Genomic DNA, 13,408 nt, shown 5'->3' with positions numbered 1-13,408 from the left:
ACCTAGGTCAATATTTCCAATTAGGAATAAATCAGTTGTTTTATTTAATACAAATGTGTTATTTTATTTTAAAACACTTGTGTTAGAAAAGGTGAGGCAATGAAACGAATCGCATTATTGGATATTCTCAGAGGTTTTGCCATTATCGGAACATTGGGGACAAACATCTGGCTGTTTGCATACTTAGGTGATCTGAACAAAATGTTTAGTGATCCGCTTGAGCCGTGGTGGAGTTCATGGGACAAACTGCTGCAAACGATGATGATGGTGCTGGTCAATGGCAAATTTCTCGGACTGCTCACGCTACTCTTCGGGGCGGGCATGGAGATGAAGCGGCAAAAAGCCCAGCGTGAAGGCTATACTTGGCCTGGTGTCTACATCTGGACATGCGTTCTTTTGCTGATTGATGGTCTGCTGCATTACACGTTGGTCATGGAATACGATGTTCTGATGAGTTATGCCATTACAGGCATGATTGTCTCCTTCATCATTAATCGCTCCCGTCGTTTCATTCTGATCATGATGGGCATCGCAGGTGGCGTGCATCTGATTGGGATTACCGGAATTACGGCATTATTGGCGCTGGAATCCGGTTCAGCCTTCAATGGCATGGACACGATCACGGGTCTATACGCCTCGGGCACCTGGTGGGAGCAAGTGATGTTCCGTCTTAGCAACTTCGGTTTCTTCCGCACGGAATCCATTGCCATCATTCCACTCAATGTGTTCCTCTTCCTGCTGGGAGCGCTGCTTATGCGGGCCCAAATATTCTCAGATCATGATTCGGGGCGCCTCAAACGTCGCAACTTAATGATTGTGGGACTTGCCGTAGGCATTCCTCTTAACCTACTTCTACTGGTTCCTGGTGGTATTATGGACCTGTTCGTCCGTTATATTAGCGCTCCCGTGCTTACTCTTGGTTACTTGGGACTGATTGCTTATATGATGAACAAAAATATATTCCCTCGCCTTTTTAACCGTTTTGGCGAAATCGGCAAGATGGCTCTGAGCTGCTATATTTTGCAGAATATCATCGCCTCCGCCCTCTTCTATGGATGGGGTCTTGGACTCGGTGGACAGCTTTCCTCCCTGTTCATCTTGCTAGTGTGGGCCAGCATCTGTGTAATATTAATGATCTTCTCCCACCTCTGGCTGCGCAGATTTCGTCAAGGTCCGATCGAGTGGGTATGGCGTAAATTGTCCATCTCACCTGCAGCTAAAGACACTTCACGTTCCACCCCCATGTAACCTTTGTTCCATATGTAGAATACTCACAAAAAGGATAGGTTCGCGGATTAATACTCCGTTGCCCTATCCTTTTCAATTGGTTTTGATGTTAAAAAATATGGAAGACACCAATCATTCTTTTAGTCAAAAATAAAATAACAACTTTACTTGACGATATGTCAAATGAAACTTATCATTTAGTTAGTCGACTAATTAAAAGGATGGAAGCGCTTATGAAATCAGATCGAAATGAACGGTTAATGGGCCAATTATCAGAACTCGTCAAGCTACAGCGTTACAAGGTTCATGAGAAGCTTGTCAACCACCCTGAGTTATATCCGGGTCAACCGCCGCTGCTATTCCAGCTTGAACGGGAAGATGGTCAGACCCAGAAACATCTGGCCGAACAGCTTCACCGCGCCCCTGCTACGGTAACGGTAATGCTGAAACGTATGGAAAGCTCGGGATTTATACGGCGTGAAGCCGACCCGAAGGATCTGCGCAGCCTGCGTGTCTATCTGACCGACCAGGGCCGTGATGCGCTTAAGGAACTGAGAGAAGTATTCCAGGAGCTAGATCGCCAAGCCCAGAAAGATTTTACACCGGAGGAATCGCAGCTGATGTCGGCGCTCGCCCAACGCATGGTTCAGAATCTGCGAGAATATTAAGTGAGATGTTTCTGTCTGTATGACTATTTGCAACAAGATTATTTCATAACGAATGAGGTGATTTTCCCCATTGTGGACGTTAAAACGATTTCTTACCCCGTATAAGTCAGCGGCCATTCTGGCTCCATTGCTCATGGTCCTTGAGGTTGCCATGGACCTACTTCAACCCAAGCTAATGTCCAGCATTGTGGATGATGGTGTTCTTGCAGGGAACCTGTCCCACATTATGACTACAGGTTTGTTTATGCTTCTTTTTGCGTTAATCGGATGGGTTGGCGGTGCAGGCTGTACGCTGTTTTCAAGCAAAGCGGCTGTTGGATACGGAACCGATCTGCGCCAGGAATTGTTTGATCATATTCAGAAGTTCTCGTTCCGTAATCTGGATACCTTCCAGGAAGGCTCGCTTATTACTCGCCTGACGAGTGATATCACCCAGATGCAGACCTTTGTACAGATGCTTCTGCGTATGTTTATCCGTTCGCCGATGCTGATTATCGGCAGTATTATTATGGCGTTTACGATCAGTGTCAAACTGGCGCTCATTCTCATTTTGTCCGTGCCGATTCTGTTTATCATCTTATATATCCTGATATCTGCCTCCTATCCACTTTTCGCCAGCGTTCAGAACAAACTCGACAAGGTGAACGCGGTTCTTCAGGAGAATCTGGCCGGCATTCGTGTCGTCAAAGCTTTTGCACGCGCACATCAGGAGAAGAAGCGTTTCCAGCAAGCCAATGAAGATTATACCCATACGGCAGTCAAAGCCTGGCGCATCGTATCGCTGAATGCACCGGTACTAAGCCTGATGCTGAATGCAACCATTGTAGCGGTGCTGTGGTTTGGGGGCTTCCAGGTTGTAGGAGGCGATATTGCCGCCGGGGATTTGATTGCTTTTATCAACTACGTAACGGTTGTCCTCTCGTCGCTCACTTCAATCGGCATGATGATGATGAGCTTCTCCCGCGCCAAAGTATCTGCAACACGCATCAATGAGGTGCTTAACACCCAGCCTGATATTCAATCGGGAGATGATATGTCTCGTAAAGGAGCAGGTCAGGTGGAATTCAGGGATGTCTATTTCCGCTATGATGGAGAACATACCCTCTCCGGAATTACACTGACGGCTCGGCCGGGAGAAAAAGTGGCCTTACTCGGCTCTACAGGATCAGGCAAAACCTCACTTGTACAGCTGATCCCCCGCTTGTATGATGCCTCACAGGGTGAAGTGCTCGTGAATGGAGTGAACGTGCGTAACTGGGATCTTCAGGATCTTCGCAGCCGTGTGTCCATCGTATTACAGGAATCCATCCTGTTCAGTGGCAGCATCCGGGATAATATCTGCTTCGGCAGACCTGATGCAACGGAAGCTGAACTACGTGCCGCAGCTCAAGCGGCGGCTGCTGATGATTTTATTATGAATCTGAAAGATGGATATGACACGGAGTTGGGCCAGCGCGGGGTCAATCTCTCAGGTGGGCAGAAACAACGGATTTCTATTGCCCGTGCCCTGCTCATGCAGCCGGAGGTTCTGATTCTGGACGACAGCACCAGTGCCGTCGATCTGCGTACCGAAGCAAGCATTCAGAAGGCGCTTCATTCACTAATGAAAAACAGCACCACCTTCCTGATTGCACAACGGATCTCTTCCGTGAAGGATGCAGACTGTATTTACGTGCTTGATGAAGGCGAAATCGTGGCAAGTGGTACACATGAGCACCTCATGGCCCATTCGTCACACTACCAATCCATCTATTATTCGCAGCAGCGGAAGGAGGACGTTCAATTTGGCTAAAAACACTTCTTCCTCCATTCATCAGACCGTTGTCCCACCGATGATCGGAAGACCTGGGCCACCCGGCCGAGGTCCGGTTCCCAAAGTAAGAGCCAAGAACGCCCGCCACGCCATCATTCGAGTGTGGTCATACATGGGACGTCATCGCAAAGGGGTTATCGCTGCTCTGGTATTGACGGCTCTTGGAACATTACTTAATCTGGCAGGACCTTATCTGCTCGGCCGTGCGGTCAACGAACATATCGTTCCCAAAATGACGGACGGTCTACTGAAAGACTGCATGTTATTATTGACCGTATACGTTCTCGGTTCGTTTATGATGTGGGCTCAATCCTATGTCATGATCGGTGTCTCTCAACTGACTGTGAAGGATTTGCGCCATGCTCTGTTTTCACGGCTGCAGCAGCTGCCGATCAGCTTTTTTGACAAAAATCAGAGCGGTGATCTGATGAGCCGGGCTACCAATGATATCGATAACGTGTCCACAACGCTGAACCAAAGTGTAACCCAACTGATGTCCAGCGCCATCTTGCTGGTTGGCTCCCTGTCGATTATGTTAGCGCTGGATGTCCGTCTGACACTGCTCAGTCTGGTCACGGTTCCCCTGATTACGATCGCCACTCGGCTGATCGCTTCAAGAACCCGCAAACATTTTACCGCCCAGCAAAAGTTGCTAGGTGAGCTTAATGGCTACGCCCAGGAAACCATTGCCGGACAAAAGGTGGTTGCAGCCTATAATCGCCAGGAGCAGGCCCAAAAACATTTTCAGAATCTGAATGAGAAGCTTCGCACTTCCAGTACCCAGGCTCAAAGCGTATCGGGTCTGGTCGGGCCAACGATGAATGTCATGAACAATATCGGCTTTGCCATACTGGCAGCCGTAGGTGGATGGATGGCTTATCATGATCTGACGTCCATCGGGCTGATTGTAAGTTTCCTGGCTTACTCCCGCCAGATTGAGCGGCCCATCAATGATTTGGCGAACCAGTACAACCTGATTCAGGCAGCTATTGCAGGTGCCGAGCGTGTATTCCACATTATCGATACACCAAGTGAATACGTGGAAGAACAGAAGAAACAACTGGAGCAGATTCAGGGTAACGTTGTATTTGAGGATGTATCCTTTGGGTATAACTCCGAGAGGGACATTCTGAAAAAGGTTAGCTTCACCGCCAAGCCAGGCGAGATGGTTGCACTTGTCGGCCCGACGGGAGCGGGTAAAACAACGATCATTAACCTGCTGCCTCGTTTTTACGAGATTACGGGTGGACGAATTACCATTGATGGCTGTGACATCTCCGAACTGGAGAAGGACCAGCTAAGGCGCGAACTTGGCATTGTGTTACAGGATGCCTATCTGTTCTCCGGCACCATTCGTGACAATATTGCTTACGGCAAACCCGATGCAACGGACGAACAGATCCAGCAAGCAGCGAAGTTGGCAAATGCCCACCCCTTCATCCGCAAATTATCGCAGGGTTACGATACCCCGATCATTTCCGGTGGCAGCAATCTGAGTCAGGGACAGCGACAACTGTTAACCATCGCTCGTGCCATTCTCGCTGATCCTGCGATTCTTATTCTGGATGAAGCGACCAGCAGCATCGATACACGCACCGAGATGCAGATTCAGGAAGCGATGCGCACTTTGATGAAGGATCGCACCAGCTTCGTCATTGCCCATAGGTTAAGCACGATTCGTGAGGCCGATCAGATTCTCGTCATTGATGACGGCAAGATCGCCGAACGAGGCAGCCATGATGAGCTGATGCAGCAGCAAGGTTTCTACTATCAGTTGCATCAGGGACAGCTTACTTGATTTGGGTTCGTGTTGATTGACTGGTTAAAAACACAGAACCACAAACTAAAACGCCGCATGAGGTTCCGTTTTATTCCGGACCTTTGCGGCGTTTCCATTTTATCGCTTCATTCGTACAATTCCGCGTGTAGTTTTATTTAGAAAATTTAATGTGTGTTCTTTAAATTCAGAAGGAGGTAGGTTGTTTATTTCTTCAATAGATTGATCGAGAGTTCGCTTTTGGCGAAATAAAATGGTATTAATCTTTTTTATCGTGCTTATTTCTTCATTTGAGAATCCATTTCTTCTTAGACCAACGATATTAATACCATGTATGTACGAACGCGGACCATCTGCTAAAGAATATGGAACGATATCTTGTGAAACTTTACTCCCTGCTCCAATCATTGCAAACCTTCCGATGTTACATGATTGGTGTACACCAGAACCACAACCAAAAGTGATATGGTCTTCAATGTTAACATGTCCGCCAATTTGCACATTATTAACGATGACGTTGTGATCTCCCATCAATACATCATGTGCGATATGAGCATAATTCATAATAAAGTTGTTACTTCCTACTCTCGTGAAACAATCTCCTTTTGATGTGCCTTTACATATGGTGACATACTCTCTCACGGTATTATTATCTCCAATAATGAGATACGATTCTTCGCCCTGGTAACTTTTATCTTGTGGATCTGAACCGATAATGGCACCATGTGAAATATAGTTATTCTCCCCCAATATCGTGTTAGTCCCTATAATAACGTGACTTCCAATCCTGCATCCGCTACCTATTTTAGAATTTTCTTCAATGATACTGAAAGGTCCCACTTCGACATTATCTCCAATTATTGCTGTAGGATGAATAATAGCTGACTGATGTATCATTTAGCACCTTCCTTTGTTTTGGAAAGTTCATCAAGCTTTTCATTTAGTTTTTTTATCGTTTGGGGGAGTCTGGAAAGTGCAGCGGATTCTCGTAGTTGTTTCTTATGTGAACGAGCTGTATATCCTGACACCATTGAGTTCTGGGGCATGTTTTTAGTAACCATGGTTTTAGCTAAAACTACGCAGCCGTCTCCAATCGTGATATTATTAATTACCGCACTTCCACCAGCCAATATGACGCGATTACCAATTTTTGATGAGCCCCCAATTGCACTTGTACCTGCGATAATGCAGTGCTCACCAATTTGAACATTATGGCCAATTTGAATAAGGTTGTCCATTTTAGTTCCTTTACCAATACTTGTTGAATCAATCGTTCCGCGATCAATAGTGGTGTTTGCTCCAATTTCAACATCATCAAAAATAACGACATTTCCGATATGTGGGATTTTAACTTGTTTTTGACCATCCCATTCAAAACCAAAGCCGTCAGCGCCAATTACTGCGCCTGAGTGAATGATGACATTATCTCCGATGAAAGTATCATGTAGAACAGTGACATTAGGGTGGATCAAGCAATTCGTTCCAATGGTCACATTCTTACCAATAAATGAATGCGCGGAAATAATAGTATGATCCCCAATAGATACATCTTCTTTGATTACCGCAAATTCGTCGATCTGCACATTACAGCCTAACGTTACCGAAGGATCAATTGCTTCTGATGATAATACACCACTGCTTTTGGTTTTCTCGCTAAACATTTCAATTAAGCGAATAAAATCAAGTCGGGGATTTTTCACCTTAATAACAGGTACTTTAAATTCTATTATTGTCGTTTCTGGCACAATGAAAGCCGAAGCCTTACATTGATCTAATTTATTTAGATTTTTATCCGTAACAAAAGCAATATCTCCCTCTTTAGCAGCATGTATTGAACCTACGCCTGTTATAACGACATTGCCATCACCTATTAGAATCCCATTTAACTGTTCAGAAATTTCATTCAAATTACATGGCATGATATGGCCTCCTTATGTATTTAGATTAGATTATTTAATAATTCTCGAGCAAAAAGAGTGTTCAAATAATGAGACGTTCCTGATCCTATGATTCTTGCATGAAAAGGAGGATTCAAAGCTAAATCGCCAATAAGATCCAGCAGCTTGTGACGAGACAATTCATCATGAAAACGTAAATTGGGATAAATTTTCTTTTCACCAATAACTATGCCATGCTCTAAAGAAGCACCTTGTATTAAACCTTTGCTTTTTAAGTACATTATTTCTTCTTCAAAACAAAATGTCCTAGCTGGCGCAATATCAGTTAAGTAATTGTTTTCTATAAAATTAAAATTGGATGTTTGATCCGAGAGGTAGGCAATTTTATGTTCATTTTTAAAAGACACGCAATAGGAGGTCATAGAGGAGGGACGAGCTTCAAGAAAAGAATCACCGTGCTCAACTCTAATTTTTTGTTGTAAATGAAGGTACGTTTTTTTGACTTCTTGCTGCAGATAGCCAACTTCTGAAATCTTGACTGCAATATCGGTAGAGCTGCCATCAAAAATAGGTAATTCTTCACCATTAACATCAATAATCACGTTATCGATGCCCATCCCACGAACAGCAGACAGTGTATGTTCAACCATAGATACGGTGTATCCATGCATGTTTTTAAGCTGTGTGCAGCGTTCCGTATTGGATACATTACCGATTTTAGCTTCAATAATTTCATATGGATCTACATCCACTCTTCTAAAAATAATACCTGTGTTTGGTTGTGCAGAATGCAGAGTTATATTTGACAAATTCCCACTATGTATAGCAATGCCGTCTAATGTAAAACGATTACGAATCGTTTTTTGGTACATTGCATCTCCTCCATTTTAATTGAATATTATTTTACTGAAATAATGCAACAGCCCACCCTGTTTATCGTGTAACTCAGCAAACAGCCTCGCCTCCTTTGACATAATTCTTCATCCGAATCCTATTTACATGTATTATATCGATTATGATTAGCTGATGTTGTCGATATTTGGAGGCTCGGCAAATTCACACGGATATGTAGCTGAGAATAAAATGATCCGCAAGTACGCTGAAAAAAAGCGTCACCGAAGAGCAGCATAACAAGAAACCTTAGCACGTTATCCGAGCTAAGGTTTCTAAACGAGCCATTTTTTATTTTCTTAACTGTCTACTTGACGGGATCAGTTCAGCGTTTTTGTTAGTTGGAATTATGCCCCCATAGGTAAATGAAGGGTAAATGTAGAGCCAATCCCCATTTCACTATGAACAGTAATTTTGCCATGATGATCCTGAGCAATTTTCTGACAGAGTGCCAGTCCAAGTCCTGTACCTTCTTCCTTGGTCGTATAGAACGGATTAAAGATCGTTGCCAGAGAGTTCTCTGGAATGCCGCTGCCCGTGTCGGTAATCGAAATAAGTGCTCTATCTCCATCATGTAACAGATCAATATGCACTTCACCAGGGTCTTCCATCGCTTCAAAAGCATTACGGATCAGGTTGATTAGAACCTGTACAATTTTGTCCCGATCCATGTTAACAACGACTGGCTCCCCAGTCATTTCAAGTGTAATTCGGTGGCCTCGTGATGCTGCATCTGACTCGGTTAACGACATGACACGTTCGAGACATTGCCCCACTCGTTCAGGTTTCATGTGATTTGTGTGTGGTTTGGAAAATTGTAAAAACTCAGCCGTTAGCTCTGTTACCCGCGTGATCTCCCCCATGATGACTTCATACCATGGTGCAATATTGAATGCCTGTCCGCGTGAGAGCTGCAGGAATCCGCGAATGGCAGTCAGCGGGTTACGAATTTCGTGAGCCATGCCAGCCGCCAGTTCACCAACGGCTCGGAGTCTTTCGGAACGGAAGACCTCCTCTTCGTTTTTCAACCATTTATTGCGTTGCTGTTGGAATAACCTGTCCTCCGCCACCGTAATAAAGTGCTGCAACGTCTCAGACATTCCCGGATATAAGGAAATACTGTAGTTCACCTGCAATCCCCGCAACTCCCCTGACAGCAGTGACGACATGCGTTCTTCAATGTCTTGTATAACAGGCAAAATGACGGCATAGCGATCTCCTGCATAGCGGGATATACCGTATGCATCCGAAAACTGTGTCGTAATAATTTCGCCTGTATTTCCGATTACGCTGCACCAGTTGTCTTCGACCTCTTTGTCAAACCCGTTAAAATTCTGAATATTCAGGATAATCAGTAGAAAGGATCTGTGCTCCTCCACCGTTTTATTAAGAGCATCTATGTAACCTTCGTAATTCAGCAACCCGGTGAGCGGGTCATGGAGGGTGAGAAAGTGATTTTTCTCCCGAAGCCTGCGCTTCTCTGCCTCGCTGTTAATCAGTGTATGATAAAAAAATATAATGACAATCGCCGTTAACATGTCAAACAGGGATACCAGCAAAGCATATGTATCAATCGGTACATAGGAAAGCCGAATCACTGTATATTCCAGCAATAGCAGCATCGATATGGGTAAAGTCTGCGCAACACGTTGTTTATTTTGGATCATCGACATGATCAGCAGATAATATAACAATTCGCACCAGTTCAGTTCACTGAAATAATGGAAAATGCCGAGAAAAATCCAATGGATGTTACGCAATGCAGGATAACGTTTCTCCCCATATATACTTGCTACAAGTAACACACCAGCACATATCATTAATGCGAGATGGGGAGTAAGCCCTAGAAAATAAGAGGACAGGATAACAAGCAGACATCCCAGCGGGAAAATAAGCATTTTCATCGTGTAACTCAGCAAACAGCCTCGCCCCCTATGACATAATACGCACATCCAGATCCTATTCACATGTATTATATCGATTATGTTTAGCTAATGTTGTCGATTAGTGGAGGCTCGTCAAATTCACATGAATGTATAAATTTATAATTAAAATAGGACAAACGGTTTATAGGAAAATGCATATTGCGAAACGATCTTACATATCACAATGGTCAGTACTGTGTTACAATACATTAATGGATTTATTTAGGATATTACCTTGGTTATGGAGTGATAAGCATGATACAACAAAGAAAACCTTTGGGCATAGGGACACTTTCTCTGCTGATACTTATTCTGGGATTTGCTTTTAATTATGGTTGGGGAGCAGAGAATTTCAGGTTTGGTTATTATCTGTTTGAGCTACTGAAATTGCCGATTTTTAGTAACGGTGACCAGGGACTCCACCTTCCCTTTGTGGCGACGGCAATCTTCTGGATACCTGCTGTAATTATGGCTAGCAAGTATCGGTCGCACTATGGTACACGGGTAGCTTTTAACGTAGCCGGGTTTATGCTGCTCCTCTGCATCGTTGGTCCCGTGGTTGATATTGTGGACAGGTTTGTAAATTCATAAAATAAAGAAGCCAGCACTCTTGTTATTCGAGAGTGCTGACTTCTTTGCTTTATTACTACACTTCTATTTTTTCGCCATATACTTGCGGATATCAAATGCCACCGCAGCCACAATAATCAACCCTTTAATAATCAGCTGCCAGTAAGGACTTACACCGATAAAGGTCAGACCATAGTTGATGACTCCAAAGATCAGCACCCCTGCCATAACACCAGGCACCGTTCCAATCCCACCCGCAGTCGAGACGCCCCCCACGACACAGGCCGCTATAGCATCCAACTCATACATGTTGCCGTAATTGTTCGTTGCCCCGCCCGTACGCGCGGCTTCCAGCACACCGCCCAGTCCATACAGTGCACCTGCAATGGCATACAACGCAATCAGGTTGCGTGCCACATGAATGCCGGACACATGCGCAGCCTGAATGTTGCCACCGATGGCATACATGTTCTTGCCAAGGCGGGTCTTGTTGAAGACGACCCAGCAGATCAGCGCAACCGCTATAGCAATCAATACGATATAAGGAATGGAATAGCCGCCGCCAAGATCGATGTAACCAGACCCAATAACGGTAAAATCAGGTCTCAGTCCACCAATGGGTTGTGACTGATTGGGCTCTGTATCAAAATAAATCGAGTTCAGACCATATACCGCAACCATTGTGCCCAGTGTGGCGATAAAGGGTGGCACATGTAATTTGGCTACAATGATGCCGTTGACGAGGCCAACCGCCAGGCCAGCAATGATCCCGATGACGATCGGCAATCCCACCCATAAGTGTGGCAGATCGGGAAAGAACCGATTAGCATATTCGTCGATTTGCAGCATCGATGCGGATACAACAGCCGTTAGACCCACGACCCGGCCTGCCGACAAATCGACCCCGCCCGTTACGAGGATAAACGCCGCACCCAGTGCAATGATGGCTCGTGTGGAGGACTGTTGTAATATATCCCGAAGTGTAGAGAAAGCAAGAAAGTGCGGATCGGCAATGGCAATGCCAATGACGAGCAGGATCAGCACAATAAAGATCGCGCGCTGCGCCACATACTGCTTCACCTGATTGATAACTTGTGTATTCATGTATTCCCTCCTGACTAAGCCATCCGCTGCTGTGCGGCCAGCCTCATGATATCCTGCTCTGTTGCCTCGGCACCGTCGACGATTCCGGTGAGCCGTCCTTCGCTCATGACCATAATTCGATCCGACATGCCCAGCAGTTCGGGCATCTCCGAGCTGATCATAATAATGCTTTTGCCCTGGCTAGCCAGTTCCGTAATAATGGTATAGATTTCAAATTTGGCACCTACATCAATCCCACGTGTCGGTTCATCGAGCAGTAGAATTTCAGGGTCAGTCAACAACCATCTGGCCAGAAGTACCTTCTGTTGATTACCACCAGAAAGGTTGCGAATCAGCGTGTTAACTGAAGGCGTTTTAGTTCTAAACTTCTGCGTTTGCTCGCGCGCCTCATCTCGGCCTTTCTTCTCATCCAGCAGACCGATCCGATTCCGGTAACGTCCGAGACTCGCGATAATCGTATTTTCATATACAGACAACACTGGAAAAATTCCTGTGACTCTTCGCTCTTCGGTCAGCAGGGCAATGTTATGACGCTTTGCTGCGGCAGGTGACTTGATCTTCACCTTGCGCCCATGAATCGAGATCGTCCCTGAAGCAAGTCCGCGCAAACCGAACAATGACTCGATCAATTCCGTCCGCTGTGCCCCAACAAGGCCGCCGATGCCAAGCACTTCGCCTTTCCTCAATTCAAACGTCACATCCCGGAACGAATTCGGCTGGCTGGAGGTTAAGCCTTCTGCCTTCAAAATCACTTCTCCAGGTATGTTCGTGCGTTCTGGGAACCGTTCATCCAAATCACGTCCAACCATGCGGGTAATGATCAGATCAGTCGTTAAATCGGCAGCATCCCAGGTACCGACCACAAAACCATCCCGCATAATCGTGACCTCATCCGAGATCGTCAGAATTTCCTCCATCTTGTGCGAAATGTAGATAATGGACACCCCGCGACTGCGAAGTTGATTAATAATGGCGAAGAGCTGGTCCACTTCCTTGCCCGTTAGCGAGGACGTTGGCTCATCCATCACGATGACTTTGGATTGAAAAGAGACCGCTTTGGCGATTTCCATCGACTGTATTTTGGAAACGGATAACGTTCCCGCCTGAGCCTTCGGATCAATGTCCAGATTCAAGTCCTTGAACAGAGCCAGTGTATCGGCATACATTCGTTTCTCATCCACCAGCAGCCCCCTCATCGGAAAGCGCCCCAGCCAGATGTTTTCCATCACCGGACGGTGTGGCACCGGGTTCAGCTCCTGATGAATCATCGATATGCCATGCTGAAGCGCCGCTTTCGAACTCGGAATGTCCACCTCATTGCCGTCCATCCGAATCGTCCCTTCATCCGGGCGGTACATACCGAATAGGCATTTCATTAGCGTGGATTTGCCAGCTCCGTTCTCTCCCATCAGCGCATGAACCGTACCCGGCTTTACCTTCAATGTGACCTGACTTAGTGCCTGCACACCCGGAAATGCTTTGGATATTCCGTCCATCTCCAGCAGGTAAGGTGATTCCATCTTTCATCCTCCCCT

11 protein-coding genes are annotated in these 13,408 nt (G+C 45.7%); 5 read left to right on the top strand and 6 right to left on the bottom strand.

Annotated features, from left to right (window positions below; translation table 11 throughout):
- The first annotated feature begins 99 nt into the window (after positions 1-99).
- The 4 genes from BMY78_RS01220 (at position 100) to BMY78_RS01205 (ending at position 5,506) form a co-directional block, all read left to right on the top strand.
- Positions 100-1,248, top strand: coding sequence for a DUF418 domain-containing protein (locus tag BMY78_RS01220; protein ID WP_090893912.1), 1,149 nt, complete (start codon positions 100-102; stop codon positions 1,246-1,248).
- Positions 1,249-1,460: 212 nt separating this feature from the next.
- Positions 1,461-1,895, top strand: coding sequence for a MarR family winged helix-turn-helix transcriptional regulator (locus BMY78_RS01215; RefSeq protein ID WP_177185623.1), 435 nt, complete (start codon positions 1,461-1,463; stop codon positions 1,893-1,895).
- A 70-nt stretch (positions 1,896-1,965) separates the two neighbouring features.
- Positions 1,966-3,687 (top strand): ABC transporter ATP-binding protein, encoded by a 1,722-nt coding sequence (locus BMY78_RS01210; RefSeq protein ID WP_090893869.1) that lies wholly within the window; start codon positions 1,966-1,968, stop codon positions 3,685-3,687.
- 40 nt (positions 3,688-3,727) lie between these two features.
- Positions 3,728-5,506 carry an ABC transporter ATP-binding protein gene (locus tag BMY78_RS01205; protein WP_256222187.1) on the top strand — a complete coding sequence of 593 codons (1,779 nt, stop codon included), beginning with the start codon at positions 3,728-3,730 and terminating at the stop codon, positions 5,504-5,506.
- A gap of 99 nt (positions 5,507-5,605) precedes the next feature.
- Here BMY78_RS01205 and lpxA read toward each other — a convergent pair whose 3' ends face one another.
- The 4 genes from lpxA to BMY78_RS01185 form a co-directional block, all read right to left on the bottom strand.
- Complete coding sequence (lpxA, locus tag BMY78_RS01200; protein WP_090893865.1) at positions 5,606-6,382, bottom strand: acyl-ACP--UDP-N-acetylglucosamine O-acyltransferase; 777 nt, start codon at positions 6,380-6,382, stop codon at positions 5,606-5,608.
- Positions 6,379-7,404, bottom strand: coding sequence for a UDP-3-O-(3-hydroxymyristoyl)glucosamine N-acyltransferase (gene lpxD, locus BMY78_RS01195; protein ID WP_090893863.1), 1,026 nt, complete (start codon positions 7,402-7,404; stop codon positions 6,379-6,381). The genes lpxA and lpxD overlap by 4 nt, the downstream gene beginning before the upstream one ends.
- Before the next feature lie 20 nt (positions 7,405-7,424).
- Positions 7,425-8,255 carry a UDP-3-O-acyl-N-acetylglucosamine deacetylase gene (gene lpxC, locus BMY78_RS01190; protein WP_090893861.1) on the bottom strand — a complete coding sequence of 277 codons (831 nt, stop codon included), beginning with the start codon at positions 8,253-8,255 and terminating at the stop codon, positions 7,425-7,427.
- A 366-nt stretch (positions 8,256-8,621) separates the two neighbouring features.
- Positions 8,622-10,193 (bottom strand): ATP-binding protein, encoded by a 1,572-nt coding sequence (locus BMY78_RS01185; protein WP_256221913.1) that lies wholly within the window; start codon positions 10,191-10,193, stop codon positions 8,622-8,624.
- 261 nt (positions 10,194-10,454) lie between these two features.
- Between BMY78_RS01185 and BMY78_RS01180 the strand changes: the two genes are divergently transcribed.
- Positions 10,455-10,790 (top strand): hypothetical protein, encoded by a 336-nt coding sequence (locus BMY78_RS01180; RefSeq protein ID WP_090893859.1) that lies wholly within the window; start codon positions 10,455-10,457, stop codon positions 10,788-10,790.
- Positions 10,791-10,853: 63 nt separating this feature from the next.
- Here BMY78_RS01180 and mglC read toward each other — a convergent pair whose 3' ends face one another.
- Both mglC and BMY78_RS01170 read right to left on the bottom strand, forming a co-directional pair.
- The gene (mglC, locus tag BMY78_RS01175) at positions 10,854-11,873 is read right to left on the bottom strand and encodes a galactose/methyl galactoside ABC transporter permease MglC (protein ID WP_062320794.1); all 1,020 of its coding nucleotides are present in this window, start codon (positions 11,871-11,873) and stop codon (positions 10,854-10,856) included.
- A gap of 14 nt (positions 11,874-11,887) precedes the next feature.
- Positions 11,888-13,393, bottom strand: a complete 1,506-nt coding sequence (locus BMY78_RS01170; protein ID WP_090893857.1) for a sugar ABC transporter ATP-binding protein — start codon at positions 13,391-13,393, stop codon at positions 11,888-11,890.
- Between the last annotated feature and the right edge of the window lie 15 nt (positions 13,394-13,408).

This window comes from Paenibacillus sp. OK076 (assembly GCF_900110055.1).
GTDB lineage: Bacteria > Bacillota > Bacilli > Paenibacillales > Paenibacillaceae > Paenibacillus.
This window is presented reverse-complemented; position numbering and strand designations above follow the sequence as displayed.